General features: G+C 64.8%; 22 protein-coding genes and 1 tRNA gene. 19 read left to right on the forward strand and 4 right to left on the reverse strand.

Translation table 11 applies throughout. The features are described 5' to 3' along the window. The first annotated feature begins 10 nt into the window (after window positions 1–10). Both HUI96_RS07425 and HUI96_RS07430 read left to right on the forward strand, forming a co-directional pair. Window positions 11–1,297: an NAD(P)/FAD-dependent oxidoreductase gene (locus HUI96_RS07425; protein WP_188254006.1), complete on the forward strand. Its 1,287-nt coding sequence runs from the start codon at window positions 11–13 to the stop codon at window positions 1,295–1,297. A 360-nt stretch (window positions 1,298–1,657) separates the two neighbouring features. Next, window positions 1,658–2,551 carry an SH3 domain-containing protein gene (locus HUI96_RS07430; protein ID WP_188254007.1) on the forward strand — a complete coding sequence of 298 codons (894 nt, stop codon included), beginning with the start codon at window positions 1,658–1,660 and terminating at the stop codon, window positions 2,549–2,551. A 147-nt stretch (window positions 2,552–2,698) separates the two neighbouring features. Here the strand turns inward: HUI96_RS07430 and HUI96_RS07435 are convergent, their stop codons facing one another. Both HUI96_RS07435 and HUI96_RS07440 read right to left on the reverse strand, forming a co-directional pair. Continuing rightward, window positions 2,699–3,448, reverse strand: coding sequence for an SDR family oxidoreductase (locus HUI96_RS07435; RefSeq protein ID WP_188254008.1), 750 nt, complete (start codon window positions 3,446–3,448; stop codon window positions 2,699–2,701). A gap of 54 nt (window positions 3,449–3,502) precedes the next feature. Beyond that, window positions 3,503–4,978 carry an aldehyde dehydrogenase family protein gene (locus tag HUI96_RS07440; RefSeq protein WP_188254009.1) on the reverse strand — a complete coding sequence of 492 codons (1,476 nt, stop codon included), beginning with the start codon at window positions 4,976–4,978 and terminating at the stop codon, window positions 3,503–3,505. Between the two features lie 187 nt (window positions 4,979–5,165). Between HUI96_RS07440 and zwf the strand changes: the two genes are divergently transcribed. From zwf to HUI96_RS07505, 13 genes are all read left to right on the forward strand, one after another. Then, a complete protein-coding gene (zwf, locus tag HUI96_RS07445) occupies window positions 5,166–6,635 on the forward strand; it encodes a glucose-6-phosphate dehydrogenase (protein WP_188254010.1) in 1,470 nt (489 codons plus the stop codon). Beyond that, window positions 6,625–7,344, forward strand: a complete 720-nt coding sequence (gene pgl, locus HUI96_RS07450; RefSeq protein ID WP_237684003.1) for a 6-phosphogluconolactonase — start codon at window positions 6,625–6,627, stop codon at window positions 7,342–7,344. The genes zwf and pgl overlap by 11 nt, the downstream gene beginning before the upstream one ends. A 56-nt stretch (window positions 7,345–7,400) precedes the next feature. Continuing rightward, window positions 7,401–9,227, forward strand: coding sequence for a phosphogluconate dehydratase (gene edd, locus HUI96_RS07455; protein WP_188254012.1), 1,827 nt, complete (start codon window positions 7,401–7,403; stop codon window positions 9,225–9,227). 144 nt (window positions 9,228–9,371) lie between these two features. Next, window positions 9,372–9,806 carry a DUF2948 family protein gene (locus tag HUI96_RS07460; protein ID WP_188254013.1) on the forward strand — a complete coding sequence of 145 codons (435 nt, stop codon included), beginning with the start codon at window positions 9,372–9,374 and terminating at the stop codon, window positions 9,804–9,806. Window positions 9,807–9,815: 9 nt separating this feature from the next. After that, on the forward strand, window positions 9,816–11,117 hold the full coding sequence (gene hisD / locus HUI96_RS07465) for a histidinol dehydrogenase (RefSeq protein ID WP_188254014.1): 1,302 nt from the start codon (window positions 9,816–9,818) through the stop codon (window positions 11,115–11,117). Beyond that, complete coding sequence (locus HUI96_RS07470) at window positions 11,114–11,599, forward strand: UPF0262 family protein (protein ID WP_188254015.1); 486 nt, start codon at window positions 11,114–11,116, stop codon at window positions 11,597–11,599. The genes hisD and HUI96_RS07470 overlap by 4 nt, the downstream gene beginning before the upstream one ends. Before the next feature lie 38 nt (window positions 11,600–11,637). Continuing rightward, on the forward strand, window positions 11,638–12,033 hold the full coding sequence (locus tag HUI96_RS07475) for a low molecular weight phosphatase family protein (protein ID WP_188254176.1): 396 nt from the start codon (window positions 11,638–11,640) through the stop codon (window positions 12,031–12,033). Window positions 12,034–12,137: 104 nt separating this feature from the next. After that, complete coding sequence (gene infA, locus HUI96_RS07480) at window positions 12,138–12,356, forward strand: translation initiation factor IF-1 (protein ID WP_006200926.1); 219 nt, start codon at window positions 12,138–12,140, stop codon at window positions 12,354–12,356. Between the two features lie 28 nt (window positions 12,357–12,384). Then, window positions 12,385–13,014, forward strand: coding sequence for a Maf-like protein (locus HUI96_RS07485; protein ID WP_188254016.1), 630 nt, complete (start codon window positions 12,385–12,387; stop codon window positions 13,012–13,014). Continuing rightward, window positions 13,011–13,217, forward strand: coding sequence for a DNA gyrase inhibitor YacG (gene yacG / locus HUI96_RS07490; protein ID WP_188254017.1), 207 nt, complete (start codon window positions 13,011–13,013; stop codon window positions 13,215–13,217). The genes HUI96_RS07485 and yacG overlap by 4 nt, the downstream gene beginning before the upstream one ends. 289 nt (window positions 13,218–13,506) lie before the next feature. Then, window positions 13,507–13,582, forward strand: a tRNA-Phe gene (locus HUI96_RS07495). A 605-nt stretch (window positions 13,583–14,187) separates the two neighbouring features. Further along, entirely contained in the window at window positions 14,188–15,099 is a 912-nt protein-coding gene (locus HUI96_RS07500; RefSeq protein WP_188254018.1) for a sulfurtransferase, read from the forward strand. 113 nt (window positions 15,100–15,212) lie between these two features. Then, complete coding sequence (locus HUI96_RS07505) at window positions 15,213–16,427, forward strand: YeeE/YedE family protein (RefSeq protein WP_188254019.1); 1,215 nt, start codon at window positions 15,213–15,215, stop codon at window positions 16,425–16,427. A 73-nt stretch (window positions 16,428–16,500) separates the two neighbouring features. Here the strand turns inward: HUI96_RS07505 and HUI96_RS07510 are convergent, their stop codons facing one another. After that, the gene (locus HUI96_RS07510; protein WP_188254020.1) at window positions 16,501–16,722 is read right to left on the reverse strand and encodes a hypothetical protein; all 222 of its coding nucleotides are present in this window, start codon (window positions 16,720–16,722) and stop codon (window positions 16,501–16,503) included. Window positions 16,723–16,845: 123 nt separating this feature from the next. Here HUI96_RS07510 and HUI96_RS07515 point away from each other — a divergent pair, with 123 nt between their 5' ends. After that, window positions 16,846–17,433 carry a DUF6969 family protein gene (locus tag HUI96_RS07515; RefSeq protein WP_188254021.1) on the forward strand — a complete coding sequence of 196 codons (588 nt, stop codon included), beginning with the start codon at window positions 16,846–16,848 and terminating at the stop codon, window positions 17,431–17,433. A 238-nt stretch (window positions 17,434–17,671) separates the two neighbouring features. Here HUI96_RS07515 and HUI96_RS07520 read toward each other — a convergent pair whose 3' ends face one another. Continuing rightward, window positions 17,672–18,118 carry an Ohr family peroxiredoxin gene (locus tag HUI96_RS07520; protein ID WP_188254177.1) on the reverse strand — a complete coding sequence of 149 codons (447 nt, stop codon included), beginning with the start codon at window positions 18,116–18,118 and terminating at the stop codon, window positions 17,672–17,674. 514 nt (window positions 18,119–18,632) lie between these two features. Here HUI96_RS07520 and HUI96_RS07525 point away from each other — a divergent pair. The 3 genes from HUI96_RS07525 to HUI96_RS07535 are packed head-to-tail and all read left to right on the forward strand — an operon-like array spanning window position 18,633 to window position 19,670. Then, on the forward strand, window positions 18,633–19,067 hold the full coding sequence (locus HUI96_RS07525) for a hypothetical protein (protein WP_188254022.1): 435 nt from the start codon (window positions 18,633–18,635) through the stop codon (window positions 19,065–19,067). Window positions 19,068–19,080: 13 nt separating this feature from the next. Next, window positions 19,081–19,380 carry a helix-turn-helix domain-containing protein gene (locus tag HUI96_RS07530; RefSeq protein WP_188254023.1) on the forward strand — a complete coding sequence of 100 codons (300 nt, stop codon included), beginning with the start codon at window positions 19,081–19,083 and terminating at the stop codon, window positions 19,378–19,380. 44 nt (window positions 19,381–19,424) lie between these two features. Beyond that, complete coding sequence (locus HUI96_RS07535; RefSeq protein WP_188254024.1) at window positions 19,425–19,670, forward strand: hypothetical protein; 246 nt, start codon at window positions 19,425–19,427, stop codon at window positions 19,668–19,670. Window positions 19,671–19,679: the final 9 nt, after the last annotated feature.

The raw sequence follows: 19,679 nt of genomic DNA on the forward strand, positions 1-19,679 counted from the left end.
TCTTTCCGCCATGCCCTACCAATCCCCCATCTCCCCCGGCGTCTCCTGGTATGAAGATACCGTCGGCGAGCGGCCCGAATATCCGGCGCTCGACGGGGACCGGCGCGTGGACGTCGCAATCGTCGGCGGCGGCTATACGGGGCTGTCGGCGGCGGTCCATCTGGCGAAGGCCGGTACCTCGGTTGCGCTGATCGAAGCGCATCGTTTCGGCGACGGGGCCTCGGGCCGGAACGGCGGCCAACTCGGCACCGGACAGCGCGCCGGAGCGGAGGAACTGGAGGCGGAACTCGGCTTCGAGCGCGCCAAGGCCCTGTTCGACCTTGCCGAGGAGGCCAAGGCGCATCTGCTCGAATTCGCGCGCGTCAACGACATAGACATCGAGTTCCGGCCGGGTCACCTGAACGTCACGCACAAGACGCGCGAGTTGCCCGAGTACGTTGCGCATGCGGAAGCGATGGCGACGCGCTTCAACTACCCGCACCTGTCGATCATGGATGCTGCCGAAACGGCGCAGCGTATGGGTTCGACGCATTACGTCGGCGGCGTCCGCGATGCCGGCACGGGCCACATCCATCCGATGAAGCTTCTTGTCGGAACGGCGAGAGTGGCCGCGGCGGCCGGAGCGGCGCTGTTCGAGAATACGCCCTCAACCGGCATCGCCTCGAGCGGCGGAAAGGTCCAAATCTTCACGCCCAGAGGAACGATCACGGCCGACAACGCGCTCGTCGCCACCAATGCCCACGGCAACGTCCTCGAGCCGGTCAGCGCCTCGCACATCATGCCAATCGGATCCTTCATCGGAGCGACCGTAGCGCTGGGCGACGACAGCCCCGTCCTTCCCGGCGGGGAGTCGGTTTCGGATTCGCGTTTCGTCGTCCGCTACTTCCGACGCGTCAAGACCGGTGAGTTGCTGTTCGGCGGCCGCGAGGTCTATGCGGTCAATGATCCGAAGGACATCCATATCCACATCCGCAGGCAGATCGCCGAGATCTACCCGGCCCTGAAGGACGTGAAGATCACACATGGCTGGGGTGGGTATGTGGGCATCACCCTGCCCCGCAAACCGTTCGTGCGCGAGGTGATGCCCAATGTCATCTCCGCCGGTGGCTATTCCGGGCATGGCGTGATGCTGGCGAACTTCGTGGGCAAGCTCTACGCCGAAACAGTGACCGGCAATCGCAACAGGCTGAAGCTTTTCGAGGAGTTGAGGATACCTCCCTTCCCGGGCGGCCGGCGCTTCCGCGCTCCCCTGCTATTCCTTGCGCTCAACTGGTACGCGCTGCGCGACAGGTTCTGACCCGCTGCGCCATCATCGCGCATTGCTTCCAGGAGAAGGAGCCGCTCCCCAAAGCCGAGGCCGGAGCGCGCCGCGTCTCGCATCCGGCGTGACCCATATCCGCCCTAGGGTGTAACAGGCAAAACCCACAGCGCATAGGTTGCACTCGGGCGGCGAAAAGGGCTAAATGGTCTATTCGCCCCAGATTTTCGGTGGGAAATCCCAATTCCGGGCTCAGAGTAGCCACATTCTGTGCCCACGATGTTACAGTCAACAGGTTCTTCGGAGGGAGCCCCGTTGATATTGCCGAGGGCAATTCTGGTTGAGGTGAGTAGAGCGCAAAGCCGGTAAAAAATCGGTACGGCGCAGGAGAGGTATATTTTGAAGGGGTGGTTTGGCTCCAAGTCGAAGAGCCGGCGCGTATCGCTGGACCTTCACTATAGCCCTAGACCTTCGGTCTGGAGTGAATTGCGGGTGCGCTCGCACCTGATCGTCGCCGGCGTGGGCAGCGCAGCTCTGGTCGGCCTCGCTGGTACGGCCATCTGGATGGTCATGCCTTCCGAAACTGGGCGTGAGATACTCAGCAGAATGGAGAGCGCACCGCGCATTGCGTCAGCAGTCGCCGCACCGGCGCCTGCCGCCGATGCAGAGGGCGCAGTTCCCACCACAAAGGCGCGGGGGACCGCGCCAGCGGCCGAGGCTCAGGTAAGCGATTCCAAGGGAGATCGACCATTCTCCGTACAGCGGCCCAAACAGGCTCCTGCGGTGAACCCTGTGCTGCTGGACCCGGAGCCGCTCGCATCTTCCGATCCCCGCTGGAGCCAGTCGGCAGGCAAGAATGTGACTGCGCCTTCGAGCGAACTCGCCGCGGCCCAGAAGATACAGGCGCCCGTCCCGGGCAGCGATCTCGTGGCGGCCTATATCAGCGAGGAGCCGGCCGAAGAGAAGCCTGCAAAGGCGAAGCAGGCGGCCAAGACCGACGAGGCGACTACGGTAGCCAGCGTGAGGCCGGAGAAGCCTTCCAGTGACAAGCCGAAGAAGGCCGCCGCGAAGGCGGACGACGACGACACGAAGAAGGCCGGAGAATCTGGCACCCGCGTGACGCAAGGCGTAACCATGCGGGCCAAGCCGGACAATGACGGCACCGCCCTCCTGACGATCCCAGCGAAGGAGCAGGTGCAAGTCGTGTCGTGCAAAGGCTGGTGCGAGATCGTCTACAAGGGCAAGCGGGGCTACGTTTACAAGAAGTTCCTGCAAAACGGCGGGAAGTCGTAAGTCCGGCTCCCTACACGGCAGCGGGCGGCGCTTGTAGGCTGGCATCTGCAGACCGATAGGTTGGCGTTCGTTCGCATCCTCCTCTCCGCTCGGCACCTCTCCCCCCAAAGGGGAGAGGGAAAAGGGCCGCGAATTCGGCGCCCTGCCTCACACGCACCGGCCGCCGTCGACCTCCAGCGCGACGCCGGTGATGAAGGTCGCCTCGTCGGATGCCAGCCACAGGGCGGCGTTGGCGATGTCGAGCGGGGTCGAGAACCGCCCGAGCGGGATCACCGACTTGAACTGCGCGCGCCGTTCCGGCGTGTCCTCTCCCATGAATTGCGCCAGCATCCCGGTCTCTCCTGCAACAGGGCAGAGGCAGTTGACCCGGATGTTCTTGGGCGCAAGCTCCACCGCCATCGACTTCGTCGCGGTGATCGCCCAGCCTTTCGAGGCATTATACCAAGTCAGGCCCGGGCGCGGTCTCAGCCCGGCGGTCGAGGCCGTGGTAATTATCACGCCGCCGCCCTGGCGCTCCATAATCGGAACGACGGCCAGCGTCGAATAGTAGATCGCCTTCATGTTCACTGCGGTGATGAGGTCGAAGCTCTGCTCGTCGACGTGAAGAAGAGCGCCGTTGGCATGGGTGTAGCCCGCGTTGTTGACCATGATGTCGACGCGGCCGAACGCGCTCCTGGCCGCATAGACCATCTCGTCGATCTCTGAACGCTGCGAGACGTCCGTGGCGATGGCGATCGCGCTCTCACCGATCTCCTGGGCGACCCGCTCGGCGCCTCTGGCATTGAGGTCCGCGACGACGACCATTGCGCCCTCTTCGGCGAAGCGGCGCGCCATGCCCTCGCCAAAGCCCGATGCGGCGCCGGTGATAATCGCAACCTTGTCTTTCAGTCGGCTCATGATGCCATTTCCCCCCAAGCTGCAGTCCGCTCGATCAAGACGAGAGCGCGTAAGTCACCCATGCCTGAACACGACGGTCTTCGTGGCCGACATGTCATGGAGCGCCTCCAGCCCCTTTTCCCGGCCGTGGCCGGATCTACGGAAACCGCCGAACGGCAGTTCGACCCCGCCGCCCGCGCCATAGGCGTTGACGAAGACCTGCCCTGCCCTCACCCGTTTGGCGAGCCGGTGCTGGCGCGCGCCGTCGCGTGTCCAGATGCCTGCGACAAGCCCGTAGTCGGTTCCGTTGGCGAGCCGCACCGCTTCGGCCTCGTCTTCAAAGGGAAAGAGGGTCAGCACCGGGCCGAACACCTCCTCCTGGGCTATCTCGGCCCTCGGATCGGTCGCTCCGAAGAGCAGCGGCGCGAAATAGTAGCCTCCGTCGGGCGCGCCCTTCGCAATCGAGCCGCGCGCCAAAACCGGTGTGCCGGCCTCCTCGGCAGCGGCCACCATGGCGGCAACGCGGCTCCTCTGGCGCTCGTTGATGAGCGCACCAAGGTCGAGGTCGGCATCGTGCGGCCCCGCCACAAGAGCGGAGAAGCGCTCCGCCAGTTCGCTAGCGACACAGTCGAAGACGCTGCGTTCGATCAGCACGCGGCTGCCGGCCGAGCAGGTCTGGCCACCGTTCTGGATGATGGCGTTGACGAGCACGGGGATTGCCGCCTCGAGATCGGCGTCGGCGAAGACGATCTGCGGCGACTTGCCGCCGAGTTCCATCGTCACCCCGCGATTGTTCCCGGCCGCCGCCTTCTGAATGGCAGTGCCGGTAGCGGGCGATCCGGTGAAGGTGACGTAGTCTACGAGCGGATGGCCGGCCAAGGCCGCGCCGGCTTCTCGCCCGTAGCCGGTGACGACATTGACGACGCCGGGCGGAATGTCTGCCTCCAGCGCGAGTTCAGCCATGCGCAGCGCGGTCAGCGAGGCGTCCTCCGCCGGCTTGATCACCAGCGTATTGCCCATCGCCAAAGCCGCACCGAGCACGCGCGCAAGAATCTGGAGCGGATAGTTCCAGGGGATGATGCCTGCCACCACTCCGTGCGGTTCGCGCAGGGTAAGTGCCGTGTAGCCGTCGAGGAAGGGTATGGTGTCGCCGTGGACCTTGTCCGCAGCGCCTCCATAGAATTCGTAATAGCGGATCGTGGCGGTGACATCCGCCCTGCCCTGGCGTGCCGGCTTACCGGTATCGCGCGACTCCAAGGCAGCGAGTTCATCGCCGTGCAATTCGACCAATCGGGACAGAGCCGTCAGTCGACGCCCCCTCTCGTAAGCCGGCATGCGTCCCCATGGGCCCTCATCGAAGGCGTGGCGGGCCGATCGCACGGCGCGGTCAACGTCCTCCGCTCCGGAGGCCGGGAACGAGGCGAAGACGTGGCCGTTGGACGGACATGCGACTTCGATTCGAGCACCCGAAACGGCATCCACCTGCCGGCCGTCGATCCATTGAAGAAAGGCCTCGCCCGCAGGCCCCGCAGCGGATTGCGGCACTCCCATCAGCAACTCCTTTGCCCTTGCGCCGAAACGCCCACTATGGTGCATGCACGCTGAATTCGAAAGAAGCCGCGCCATATTCCGCGTATCGCAAGATCACGTGCCGTTGTTTGACATTCGGCAGGCGCTTGGCTAAATCGATTGAAATTCTGGTGCTGCGGCAGCGCCATTGCGGACGAGGCTCCCTTCCATGACAAGTCAGATCATCCCCGTCGAGCCGTTTGATTTCGTCATTTTCGGCGGGACCGGCGACCTCTCAGAGCGCAAGCTTCTGCCCGCACTCTATCACAGGCAGCGCGATCACCAGTTCTCCGAGCCCACCCGAATCATCGGCGCATCGCGCAGCAAGCTCACGGACACGGATTTCCGTGAATTCGCCAGCAAGGCGATCCGGGCACATGTGGCGGAATCGGACATCGAAGAGGGCGAACTTAACAGGTTCCTCGACCGGCTCTCCTACATCTCGATCGATGCCTCCTCAGGCGAAGGCTTCTCCCGGCTGAAGAAGGTGCTCGGCGACAGCGACGCCGTCCGTGCCTTCTACCTTGCCGTGGCGCCCGCCTTGTTCGGCGAGATCGCGCAAAAGCTTCGCGACAACGGACTGATCACGGAACAATCCCGCATCATCGTGGAGAAGCCGATCGGCCGCGACCTGGCCTCGGCGCGCCAGCTCAACGATACGATCGGCTCGGCTTTCGGCGAGCATCAGATCTTCCGCATCGACCACTATCTCGGCAAAGAGACGGTCCAGAATCTGGCAGCGCTGCGCTTCGCCAACGCGCTCTACGAGCCACTCTGGAACTCCGCGCACATCGACCACGTGCAGATCACCGTCGCCGAGACGGTGGGCCTGGAAGACCGCATCACCTACTACGACAAGGCCGGCGCGCTGCGCGACATGGTGCAGAACCACATGCTGCAGCTCCTCTGCCTCGTCGCCATGGAGCCGCCGTCCTCGATGGATGCCGATGCCGTCCGGGACGAGAAGCTGAAGGTCTTGCGCTCGCTGAAGCGCATCAACGGCCAGGAGGCGCCGAAGCATACCGTGCGCGGGCAATACAAGGCTGGCGCTTCGGCCACCGGCGCGGTGAAGGGCTACCTGGACGAGCTTGGCAACGCCAGCAGCCGGACCGAGACCTTCGTCGCCATCAAGGCCGAGATCGGCAACTGGCGCTGGGCAGGCGTGCCGTTCTACCTGCGCACCGGCAAAAGGCTGGCCTCACGGGTTTCCGAGATCGTGATCGAGTTCAAGCCGATCCCACACAACATCTTCGGCGAGTCGGCGGGTAACGTCAGCGCGAATCAGCTCGTCATCCGGCTCCAGCCGAACGAGGGCGTGAAGCAGTTCATCATGATCAAGGATCCCGGCCCCGGCGGCATGCGGCTGCGGCCGATCTCGCTCGACGTCAGCTTCGCCGAGGCCTTCACCGGGCGCAATCCCGACGCCTATGAGCGGCTGATCATGGATGTCGTGCGCGGCAACCAGACGCTGTTCATGCGTCGGGACGAGGTCGAGGCTGCCTGGAATTGGATTGATCCTATCCAGAACGCCTGGACCGAGAACAATCAGGAGGTTCAGAGCTACACAGCCGGCACCTGGGGCCCTTCCGCCTCGATCGCCTTGATCGAGCGTGACGGCCGCACCTGGCATGAAAGCTGAAGCGTCGGCCATGGCCGCTGTCACGGTTGATCTTCACGAACTGCCGACGCGGGAAGCGCTCGCCGAGGAGCTTTCGCAGAAGGTGGCGTATGTCCTGACCGCCGCGATCGAACGGCGCGGCAAGGCCCTGCTTGCCGTGTCCGGCGGAACGACGCCGGCCCTGTTCTTCCGCACCCTGTCGGATGCGCATATCGACTGGCCTCGCGTGACGGTCACGCTGGTCGACGAACGGTTCGTGCCGGAGGACTCACCGCGGTCGAACGCACGGCTTGCGCGCGAGAACCTCCTGCAGGGAAAGGCGGCGGCTGCCGGTTTCACCGGACTTTTCCGCGAAGGCATGACCATTGAAACGGCGGCAGCCGAAGCGGATGGCGTGTTGCGCAAACTTGGGTTGCCCATCGACGCCGTCGTGCTCGGCATGGGTGGGGACGGCCATACAGCTTCGTTCTTCCCCGATGCCGATCAGTTGCCGGCCCTGCTTTCGCCTACAAACGAGGCGGTTGTCGCCCCTGTTCACGCGACAAGCGCCGGCGAGCCGCGGCTGACGCTGACCATGCCGGCGATTATCGGCGCGCCGTTCGTCGCGCTCCACATCGAGGGCGAAGCCAAGCGTCAGGTGCTGGCCTCGGTGCTGCGCGGCAAGGATCTGCCGATCCGCGCGGTCTTCGAGCACGCGCGAAAACCTGTCGAGGTTTTCTGGGCTCCCTGAATTCCGCAGGTCACCGTCCTCCCACGGAAGACCCGCACCATAGAGGAAGGTTTGCAATGGCCGTCAGGAGAGAGATCGAGTCCGTCACAGAGCGAATCCGCGAGCGCTCGCGCGCTAGCCGGGAAGCCTATCTGCAGCGGGTCGACGAGGCAGCATCGCGTTCGCCCCACCGGTCCACGCTCTCCTGCGGCAATCTCGCTCACGGCTTTGCCGCCTGCGCGCCTGGCGACAAAGCGGCGCTAAGTGGAGAAGTCATGCCGAACCTCGGCATCATCACTTCCTACAACGACATGCTTTCGGCGCATCAGCCGTTCGAGAGCTTCCCTGCCCTGATCAAGCAGGCCGCGAAGGAGGCGGGTGGCGTGGCGCAGGTCGCGGGCGGCGTGCCTGCCATGTGCGACGGCGTCACGCAGGGCCAGCCCGGCATGGAGCTTTCGCTGTTCTCGCGCGACATCATAGCGATGGCGACGGCCGTCGGGCTCTCACACAACATGTTCGATGCCGCGGTCTATCTCGGCATTTGCGACAAGATCGTCCCAGGCCTGGCGATCGCGGCGCTCACCTTCGGCCACCTGCCCGCCGTCTTCATCCCGGCGGGACCGATGACCTCGGGCCTGCCTAACGATGAGAAAGCGCGCGTCCGGCAGCTCTTTGCCGAAGGAAAGGTCAGCCGCGCCGAACTGCTCGAAGCGGAATCGAAATCCTACCACGGACCGGGCACCTGCACCTTCTACGGCACCGCGAACTCCAACCAGATGCTGATGGAGATCATGGGCCTGCACATTCCCGGCACGTCCTTCGTCAATCCCGGCACGCTCCTGCGCGACGCCCTGACCAGGGAAGCCGCGAAGCGGGCTTTGGCGATCACCGCGCTCAGCAACGAATACACGCCCGTCGGGCGCATGATCGACGAGCGCTCGATCGTCAACGGGGTGGTCGGGCTGCATGCCACCGGCGGTTCGACCAACCACACCATCCATCTGATCGCGATGGCTGCGGCAGCGGGCATCTCGCTGACCTGGCAGGACATCTCCGATCTGTCAGACGCGGTGCCGCTGCTGGCGCGCGTCTATCCGAACGGCCTGGCGGACGTGAACCATTTCGAGGCCGCCGGCGGCCTCGGCTTCCTGATCCGCGAACTGCTCGACGCTGGCCTGCTGCACGAAGACGTGCAGACCGTGTGGGGAGAGGGCCTACGCGCCTATACGGTGCAGGCCAAGCTCGGCGCCGACGGCAAGGTGGTGCGCGAGCCCGCCCCGGAAGCGAGCGGCGACGAGAAGGTGCTGGTGCCCCATTCCAAGGCGTTCCAGCCGACCGGCGGCCTCCAGGTGCTTCGTGGCAATCTGGGCCAGGCGATCATCAAGACGTCGGCGGTGAAGCCTGAACGGCATGTGATCGAGGCACCGGCTGTCGTCTTCGACAACCAGCAGGGACTGAACGACGCCTTCAAGGCGGGTCTGCTCGACCGCGACTTCATCGCGGTGGTGCGCTTCCAGGGACCGAAGGCCAACGGCATGCCCGAATTGCACAAGCTCACTACCGTTCTCGGCGTTCTCCAGGACCGCGGCCGGCATGTCGCGCTGGTCACGGATGGCCGCATGTCGGGCGCATCGGGCAAAGTGCCGGCCGCAATCCACGTCACGCCGGAGGCGCTCGACGGTGGTATGATCGGCAAGATCCAGGACGGGGATGTCCTCCGGCTGGATGCGGCATCCGGAAAGCTCGACGTGCTGGTGCCTGCGGCGGAACTGGAAACCCGCGAGCCTGGCAAGACAGACCTTTCTGTGAATGAATTCGGTCTCGGTCGCGAACTGTTCGCTGGCTTCCGAGCGATGGTCGGCCGTGCAGACCAGGGCGCGAGCGTTTTTGGGGCAGTTAACTGAGCTGCGGGTGTTCCTCTCGCGCAGCAACCCCGCCTCGAAAAACGCGTTAAGCAACTGCGCGCAGCGGCTGCAACCCGCTCCGCAGTTGCGCGTCTTTGCGAGAGCGCATAGTTAAGCCGAAAGCCCTCCGATTGCGACGCCGACATGGACCTGCTCAAACTTGTCGCCCTCGACGAACAGGATCTGAACATCGTGTCGGCCCACGTCCAGGATGCGATCATCAGGACGGGCGACCTCAGGTTCATGCCCCATGAACGACGGTTCGTCGTCCCGATGAACCGCTTCGCCTGGGAGACGCAGAAGGGGTTCTTCAAGCCCACGCCACAGCGGCGGAACAGCGTCCTGCACTTCGAGCGGGTCGTCTCCGCGAAATCGGCGGGATTGGCGAAGGACAAGCCCGAAGAGGTCTTGGAACTGCTGGCCGTCCGCTTCTATGCCGCCGATCTGCCCGGCGGGGAACTCGAGCTCGACTTTGCCGGAGGCGCCACGATCCGCCTCACGGTGGAATGCATCGAGGCGAGGCTTGCCGACCTCGGCGGCGCGTGGGAAGCAGCCTCCCGGCCGAAACACCCTATCTGAGGAGCCATCTTGGCGATCACCCTGCACGCATCGGATGCCGATTTCGAGGACCGATTTTCCCGTTTCCTGACGACGAAGCGCGAGGCCTCCCCCGACGTCGAGGCCGCCGTGCGCGAGATCATCACCGCCGTGCGCGAGCGCGGCGATGCGGCGCTCCTCGATTATACTCTGAGGTTCGACCGCGCCGATCTCACGCAATCCTGCCTGGCCGTCACCCGTGCGGAGATCGAGCATGCCTATGTGGAGGCAGACCCGACAACCGTTGAGGCGCTGAAATTCGCCCGCGACCGCATCCTGGCGCATCACTCGAGACAGCGGCCGGCGGATGATCGCTACGCCGATCCGATTGGGGTCGAACTCGGCACTCGCTGGACGCCGATCGAGTCGGTGGGACTGTACGTTCCAGGCGGCACGGCGGCCTACCCCAGTTCAGTGCTGATGAACGCCGTCCCGGCAAGCGTCGCCGGCGTCCCGCGGCTTGTCATGGTCGTGCCGCCCTCCGGGGGCACGATCAATCCGCTGGTGCTAGTCGCTGCCGATATCGCCGGGGTGGACGAGATCTATCGCATCGGCGGGGCCCAGGCAGTCGCGGCACTCGCCTACGGCACCGAATCGATCCGCCCTGTCGCCAAGATCGTCGGGCCGGGCAACGCCTATGTGGCGGCCGCCAAGCGCGAGGTGTTCGGGACCGTCGGGATAGATATGATCGCCGGCCCCTCCGAGGTGCTGGTTATCGCGGACGCCGCGAACGACCCGGACTGGATCGCCGCCGATCTGCTGGCGCAGGCGGAGCATGACAGCGCCGCGCAATCGATCCTCATCACCGACGATGCAGCATTCGGACAGGCGGTGAGCGCGGCGGTGGAGCGCCAGTTGGCCATGCTGCCGCGCGCCGAAACTGCGGCCGCGAGTTGGCGCGACTTCGGCGCGATCATCTTGGTGAGTTCCCTCGACGAGGCCGTCCCGCTCGCCAACCGCATCGCCGCCGAACATGTCGAACTGGCCTTCGACGGAGCCGAGGCCTTCCTGCAAAAGCTGAACAACGCGGGCTCCGTGTTCCTCGGCCGCTACACGCCGGAAGTGATCGGCGATTATGTCGGCGGTACCAACCACGTGCTGCCGACCGCCCGCTCGGCGCGGTTCTCGTCTGGCCTTTCGGTGCTCGACTTCATGAAGCGCAGTTCCATCCTGAAGCTCGGGCCGGAGCAACTGCGTGCGCTCGCGCCGGCGGCGATCCGGCTGGCGCAAGCCGAGGGGCTGGACGCGCATGCCCGATCGGTCTCGATCCGGCTCAACGGCTTGCCGGGATGAAGGCACGCGACCCGAGCAAGGCCCGGCTTGTCGACATCGAACTCGATGAGTCGATCGGCCGCTCGACTCCAGACATCGAGCATGAGCGGGCGGTCGCTATCTTCGACCTTCTCGAGGAGAACAGTTTTCAGCCCGCCGACGACGCCGCTTCCGGACCCTACAGGCTGAAACTGTCGCTGGTCGATTCCCGCCTTGTCCTCGCGGTGTCCCGGGAGGACGGCCGCGAAGTCATCACTCACATACTTTCGCTCACGCCCTTCCGTCGGATCGTGAAGGACTACTTCATGATCTGCGAGAGCTATTACGAGGCGATCCGCTCCTCCACGCCCAGCAAGATCGAAGCGATCGACATGGGGCGAAGGGGGCTTCACAACGAGGGCTCGCAGACGCTCAAGGACAGGCTTGCCGGCAAGATCGAGATCGACTTCGACACCTCGCGGCGGCTGTTCACGCTGATCTGTGTGCTTCACTGGCGAGGCTGACGCGGGATTTGAGCGCCCTGCCCCGATCCATCCTGTTCATGTGCCGCATGAATGTGGTGCGATCGCCGATTGCCGAGGCGCTGGCCCGCAGCATGCTGCCGCAGCGGATCTACATCGCCTCGGCTGGAGTGCGCAGGGGCGAGCGAGATCCCTTTGTCGATGCGGTGCTGGCTGAGGATCGTCTGACGCCGCCCGTGCATGCGGCAAAGACGATTACCGACCTCGAGGACGATTATTTCGACCTGATTGTCACCTTGGCGCCGGAGGCGCACCATGCCGCACTGGAACTGACTCGAACGCTTCAGGTCGAGGTGGAATACTGGCCCACGCCCGACCCTACCGGGGCGACGGGATCGCGCGAGCAGATCCTGGACGCGTATCGCGACGTCCGCGACAGGCTCAAGGCGCGGATAGCGGGCCGATTCGCCGTTTGAGTCGCGGTCAAATAAGCCGTATGCGTGTTCACAAAGCAGGCGCGATCATATAGGTTCCGCGCGATTTCGGGCCCGGGTGGAGCCCTGTCCAGCAAAGGTAACGAATGCCGAAGGAAGAAGTCCTCGAATTTCCAGGTGTGGTGACCGAACTGCTCCCGAACGCGATGTTCCGGGTGAAGCTCGAGAACGAGCACGAGATCATCGCCCACACCGCCGGCCGCATGCGCAAGAACCGCATCCGCGTGCTCACGGGCGACAAGGTTCTTGTCGAGATGACGCCCTACGACCTTACGAAGGGCCGCATCACCTATCGGTTCAAGTGACCGACCCTGCCGCGGCAGGCTTTCCCTCATGAGCGCCCTCCAGAAACTCGTGCTTGCCTCGGGCTCGCCGCGCCGGATCGAGCTCCTGCAACAGGCCGGCATCGAGCCGGACCGGATCTTTCCCGCCGATGTCGATGAAACGCCGCTGCGGGCCGAGCATCCACGTTCGCTGGCCAAGCGGCTGGCGCGCGAGAAGGCGGAGAAGGCGAGAAATGCACTGTCGGCTGAACCGGGCTTCGACGGCGCCTTCATCCTGGCCGCCGATACGGTGGTGGCGGTGGGGCGGCGCATCCTGCCCAAGGCGGAACTATCCGACGAGGCAGCCGACTGCCTGAGGCTGCTCTCCGGACGCACGCACCGGGTCTATTCGGGCGTGTGTTTGATTACCCCTGGGGACAAGGTGCGCCTGCGCCTCGTCGAGACGCGGGTGCGCTTCAAGCGGCTTTCGCGCGAGGAACTGGAAGCCTATCTTTCCTCGGGGGAATGGCACGGCAAGGCCGGCGCCTATGCCGTCCAGGGGCTGGCGGGCAGCTTCGTGGTGAAGCTCGTCGGCTCCTATACGAACGTCGTCGGACTGCCCCTCTATGAGACCTTGGGGCTGCTCGATGGCGACGGCTACAAGGTCCAGGCGAACTGGGGCTCGGGACGAATCCCGTGAGCGAACGCAAGTCCGGAACGGTAGAACCGCTGAGGCCGAAGCGCCCCTGCCCGGAATGCGGCCAGCCATCCAGCCGCGAGACCTATCCCTTCTGCTCGGTCCGCTGCAAGGAGATCGACCTCAACCGCTGGCTCTCAGGTGCCTATTCCATCCCGGCGACGGAAGAGGAAGACCAAGGCGAGGATGACCAGGAGCCACGGTGAGCGCAGCGACCCGCCCCTTCGTCGCCGTTCCGCGCACCGATTGGTGACCCGGAGAGAAAAATGGGCGGCGGCGTTACTTAGCCCCGGCAGGGCTGTTGCCCCGAAGCAATCGTGGCAATGCCAATTGCCCCATCTGGTCCGAGATCCATCTGAACTCCAGGAATCCCCAGCGTCATGAGTTTTCGCATTCGCAGACGCTGGACAGGGCGCAATCGCATGCTATAACGCCCGCGCTTTCGCCGGTTCGGACCGGCGTCGTGGGCCGGTGTTGAAGCCGGTCTTCGAAGGGGCCCAGGTAGCTCAGTTGGTAGAGCAGCGGATTGAAAATCCGCGTGTCGGTGGTTCGATTCCGCCCCTGGGCACCATTCACAATGGATTGCGCCACCAACCGGATGATTCCGGGAATCTCTGTCGGCGGCCGGTCCGTCGGCTCCTCCAAACCTTACCCATACCTTTCGGATTGCGAGCAGGGTGCGATCGGTGAAGAAGCCACGCAGGGGGGCGCGCCTGACGATTCTTGCGAGTTGGTCCCCGGCCGCGGGTTCTTCAGCCCGATGCCGCCCCGCCCTTCGGAAAGCGTGATGGACTGCCGCGGCAGGCCGGCATGCCGCGTTAAGGCTTCCCAGGCGCGCGCTGGCGGATCATCGCAATGTCCCCACCGGGGGGAGTGGGTTCGATTGAGGCACGCCCGCTTGCAACATTCGACGCAGTCAGGCGCGTTCCGGCTTTTCGAAAACTCAAGGCCTGCTGCGCAGGTCCTCCCCCGGAGATACGCGCCAGCGATGGCTGATCCCCGACGCTGATGCACGAGCAATGTCATTCCTGCAGACCCAAGTGAACAGAAAAATCATTCTAGGATGATCTGATCCCTCGCCAGTCGGTTCTGTGACTCTGCGTGGGTCGAAGAGTATGATCCCCCGAAATGGCCTAGGGCCGAAGCCGTGACAATCAAACCTTGGGAGTCTCTTCAATGCGCATCGCTTTGTTGGCGTTTACGCTGTCGTTACTCGCTGTTCCCGCATTCGCCGACGAAATCCGTCCGCTCGTCGATGCGGAATGGTTGAAGGCGAATGCCGGCAAGGAAAACGTCGTTGTTCTCGACATCCGCGACAATGTCGCTGAGACCGACCTCGGCGACAAGCCATATATCCAGGATGCCGTCGTCGCCCCTTATGCTACCGCCGGCTGGCGCACCGAAGTGAACGGCATACCCGGCATGCTACCGCCGCTCGACCAGATCACCAAACTGATCGGCGATCTCGGCATCGACGATGACGACCATGTTGTCATCGTGCCCTGGGGCACGGATTCGACGGAGTTCGGAGGCGCCACCCGTGTCTATTGGACCTTCAAATATCTCGACCATGACGAGGTCTCGATCCTCGATGGCGGCTGGCGCCAGTATGATGCCGCCGGAGGGGCCCGCTCGGCCGAGCCGGCGAAGCCGGAGCCGGCAAAATTCTCAGCCGAGCCGCGCGACGATCTGCTGGCGACAACCGAGCAAGTGGAGGCCGCGCTGAAGCAAGGCGTGAAGCTCGTCGACGGGCGCCCGGCCGAGCAGTATGAAGGCAAGTCGAAGAGCCCGGTCGTCCGCGCCAACGGCACCATCCCCGGCGCGATCAACATCGAGCACTCCAAGCTCTACAGCGCCGAATATGCGCTCTTCGCCCGGCCCGAGACGGTCAAGGCGCTGACCGAGGCGGTGGGCCTCGGCGCGGACGAGAAGAACATCACCTTCTGCAATACTGGCCATTGGGCCTCGGTCGCCTGGTTTGGGCTCTCCGAGGTGCTGGGGAACAAGAACACCAGCATGTATGACGGCTCGATGGCCGAATGGACGGCCGATCCGGCGCGTCCGGTCGAGAACAAGTCGGGCAGCTGACGGCACCCGGCGGGCTCCGCCGGAGGCGGGCTCGGAAAGAGGCAGGTGGACGTCCGGAGCTTTCCGGACATCTCTTATTTTGAAGCATGCCGCATGAGCGGCCGAAATCGCAAATGTCCGACATCACCGTTTCCCCTCCCAAATACCTGCCGCCGGCAGTGATCGACCGCGCGCCGGCTCTCGTCGCGGGCGGCGCCCTGCTGGTCGGCTGCCTTGCGATCGCCCACTTCGTCGACCTGCGGCAGGCCGCGCTGTTCGCCGTCGGCGGCCTGCTGGGGGCCGCGCTCTACCACGGCTCATTCGGCTTCACTGGCGGCTGGCGCCGCATGGTGGTGGAGCGTCGCGGGCGTGGCATCCGTGCCCAGATGCTGATGATTGGGGTTGCCGCGATGGCGATGATCCCGCTTTTGTCTGCCGGCAGCCTCGGCGGGCAGCCGCTGGTCGGCGCACTGGCGCCGGTCGGTGTCTCCGTGCTGATCGGCGCGGCCATGTTCGGACTAGGTATGCAACTCGGCGGCGGCTGTGGCTCAGGTACCCTGTTCACGGTCGGCGGCGGCTCCTCCCGCATGCTGGTGACGCTCGCCTTCTTCATCGTCGGCGCGGTCGTCGGCACGGCTCACCTTCCCTGGTGGCTGGAGTTGGCTTCCTACGGGACCATCGACATGGGCCGGCAGTTCGGCACCGGTACGGCCATTTTCGCCACGCTCGCCGCGCTCGGCCTGGTCGCGCTGGTGACGGCGCTGATCGAGCGTCGCACGCATGGCGACGTCGAGCGCGAACCGGCGCCGTCCCGTCCGGGCTGGACCTGGCTGCTCAATGGACCATGGCCGCTGGTCGGAGCCGGGCTGCTGATGGCCCTGCTAAATATCGCCACGCTGCTGCTCGCCGGCCATCCATGGTCGGTCACGTTCGGCTTCGGCCTGTGGGGCGCGAAGGCGGCGCAGGTCGTCGGGGTCCCGGTCGAGAGCTGGGCCTTCTGGAACTGGCCCGGCCCGCAGAAAGCGTTGAACTCCAGTGTGCTCGCCGACGTGACCTCGGTCATGAACTTCGGCATCATCCTGGGCGCGGCACTCGCTGCGAGCCTCGCAGGCAAGTTCGCGCCGAGGGCGAAGATCCCGCTCGGCTCCTTCCTGGCGGCGGTGGTCGGCGGCCTGCTGATGGGCTACGGCGCGCGGCTTTCCTTCGGCTGCAACATCGGCGCACTATTTTCCGGCATTGCTTCTGGCAGCCTGCACGGCTGGCTGTGGTTCGCCGCCGCCTTCGCCGGCTCCTTCGTCGGAATCTGGGCGCGCCCCTTTTTCGGCCTCGACGGGTTCGCGAAGAAATGACGGCCAGGAATTCGCTCCTCTTCGGTGCCGCCCTCGCAGCGGCAACGGCCGCAGTGGCAGTCGACCACTATAATCATCCCGTCCCACCCGCGTCGACACAGGCTGCCGCGCCGGCCTCGGCCGGCAGTGCTCCCTGCGCGGCCGCAACGCCCACCGCCGCCGCGCCTTGCGCTGCCGCCGCACCTTGCGCCGCCGGTGCGCCTTGTGCCGCCGCTCCAGCCAAGCTGGCGGCGCCTCCGCCGCCTGCCGCCGCACCTTGCGCCGCCGGTGCGCCCTGTGCCGCCGCTCCAGCCAAGCTGGCGCCACCACCACCCCCTGCTGCCGCGCCGGCCAAGCTGGCGCCGCCTCCCCCGCCGGCAAAGCCCAAGCTTGCGCCTCCGCCGCCGCCAAAGCCTCTGCCGGAAGGATAGGAGTAACGATGGTGGAAGACGCGAGAGGCCGCGCACTGGCAGAAATCGCCTTCTGCCAAAGCCTGCTCGCCAAGGGCGGACTCAACATGCTCAGCGAGATTTTTCGGGAGACGAGCGAAATCACAGCTTGGGAGCACTATCCGCCCGGCGACGTGTTCGATCCGGCGAGCGGCGCGCAGTGGTTCTATCATTGCCACCCGGCAGCGGAAGGTGCCCTCGAGCATGGCCACTTTCACTGCTTCCTACGTCCGCAAGGGATGAATGGACCGATCCATCATCTGGCGGCCGTAGGCGTCGATTCCTATGGACGTATGCTGCGGCTCTTCACTGTGAACCAGTGGGTCGTTGGCGACGACTGGCTGGATGCGGAAGGCACGATCGCGCTCTTGCCGCGCTTCGACGTGCAGATGCCGCGGCCGTCCTATCTCGTGAATCGCTGGCTGACGGCGATCTTCACCGGCTACGAGGGCGAAATAGCCGAACTGATCCGCGAGCGCGACAGAGTGCTTACCGCACACCGCCCGCCCGAAGGTGTCGAAGCGCGCCAGGACCGTGGGCTGGAGGTTACTTCGGAGTTCGATCTCCCGCACCCATAGGTGTGTCGGACCCGGCGGTTCCTTCCCTGTAGGGCGTGTCCGGCAGGGCGCGCAGCGCCCTGCCGGACACCAGAACTTTGGTCAAGGACCTTGCGGTCATCCCTGTGCGCCGGCCGCGCTTGCCGTTCGTGCCGGCACGGAGTGAAAAATCTGGATCCAACGTCGATCTCGAATGAATTCGCCGTTGGATCTGTTTGGCCTGGGGCGACCCCCTGTTTGTCAGGTAGCCGCTACAGGTTCAGGCCTCGACGACCTTCAGGGAAATTCCCACGTCAACGGTGGCCTTGATCGAAATCGAGTAGGGGCAGGTTTCATGCGCAGCCTGCACCAGAGACTCGGCATCTTCCTGAGACAAACCCGCCAGCGTGACTTCGAGATCGGCCGAGAGGACAAATCGGCCTTCGTCGCGCCGAACCAAGCCGATATGGGCAACCACTTCGTTTTGAGCCAGGGGCAATTTGCGCGCGCGCGAGAGGGCCTGGAGAGTGGCTCCGAAACAGGCGGAGTAGCCGCAGGCAAAAAGCTGCTCGGGATTGGTGCCCTGACCGCCCGGCCCACCCATTTCCTTGGGTCGCACGAGCACGAGATCGAGCGCGGCGTCATCCGTGGTCACTCGCCCTTCGCGACCGTTAAACGCGGTGGCATGGGCTGTATAGAGCCGTCCCGCGGCTTGCGCATCGTGAATGCGTGGTCATGCGAAAACTCCCTTGGTTCACATCAGTTGGACCCGCTGCGCGTTCACCGCACTTCGCTCGGCCGCGCGGCGGGTCTGGCCGGACCCAGCGCTGAAAGCCTGCCGCTCCTTTAAGAGATCACGGCCGCCCTGAAGGGGGAGGGCGCCAGGGTCTTCACCCAGATCACCACACCGAACGCTTGCCGGCGTGGGGACCGTCGCCGACCCCCTGGACCACGAGCGGCGAGATTCCACGCTCTCCTCGGACATCGCCATCATACCGAGCTACACGGATTTTCCGGCAGCATCTGATGGTGTCGATGATTGACGAGCCTGAATGGCTCGTCTGTTCAGGCCGGCCGCGACAACCTCCCACGGGCCACTGCATTCCAATGCATCATGCAAAATTTCTGCTTCTAGCCTCCGACTATATTCGTTGGACTCCGCTACCCGGCTGGAAGAGATTTGGGTTGACGCCGCCATTCGTCCGCTGCGTCGATCAGTAGGAATCCATCCGGCGTCGCCAATGCGTGAGGCGGATTTGATGATTGAGCAGTTTGGTAGCGATGACACGAGCATTGCAGTTCCAGAAACGGAGCGATCCGGCGGCAGGGATACCTCCGACGGCCTGAAATTGCGCCTGCGCCGGATGCTCGCTGAGCAGGCCCGCAAAGGGATACCGCTCACCTACGAAAGGATAGCAAGCAAGCTCCCCGGACTCGGGAGGGACAGCAAGCTGCTGTGGCGCATGCTCGAAGAACTGATGGAAGAAGACGCGCACGCCGGCCGTCCCTTCGTTTCGGCGGTAGCGATAAGGTCGAGCGGAAACGGATTGCCGGGGCCCTGGTTCTTCCTCAAGGCGGAAATGCTTGGAAGATTCGAGGGACGGCATGGCGACATCGAGGCGTTCGCCTTCCACGCCGCCGAACTGCACCACTGCTCGACCTATGACCTCCCATGAGGGCAAATCGACCATGCTGACCGGATCGCAGTGCCGCGCAGCCCGTGCGCTGGTGGAATGGACGCGGGAAACCCTCGCCCGAAGCTCCGGCGTGGACACCTCAGTCATCGAAGCGTTCGAACGCAAGCTGGGCAACCCCGATGTCGCCGAGAACGCCAAGCTCCAGCGCGCGCTCGAGGCGGCAGGCGCTTACTTCATAGCCGAGAATGGAGGCGGCGTAGGCGTTCGGCTCAAGTTCAGCCGGACCGACGTGCGCCGCCTCTCCATTCTCGAAGGCGAAGGCGGGACCGCCGCAATGGACGACGTGCCTTGAGGCGCAGCCGCGCTTCGCGCCACTCACGTCGCGCGGCAGTAATTGTGCCGGAGGGCGCCGCAACCGCAACGAAGGTCGCATGGGACGAACTCAGCCAGGACGAGAAGACCGCGTTGAAGCGCCTGAACCGCGGACCGTATCCGGACCTCGCCGACGAGACGGGCGCCCGATTGATCCGCCTCGGACTGGCAGCAGCGCGGCCTGAGGGCATCGGAATCAGCCGCGCCGGCCGGGAACTCGTCATCGACACCCTGCTGCAGGCCCGGCCCTCCGTTTCCGATCGGTCTTAGACTGCAGGA

The sequence above is a fragment of the Pseudaminobacter soli (ex Zhang et al. 2022) genome (assembly GCF_014595955.1).
Lineage (GTDB): Bacteria > Pseudomonadota > Alphaproteobacteria > Rhizobiales > Rhizobiaceae > Kumtagia > Kumtagia pseudosoli.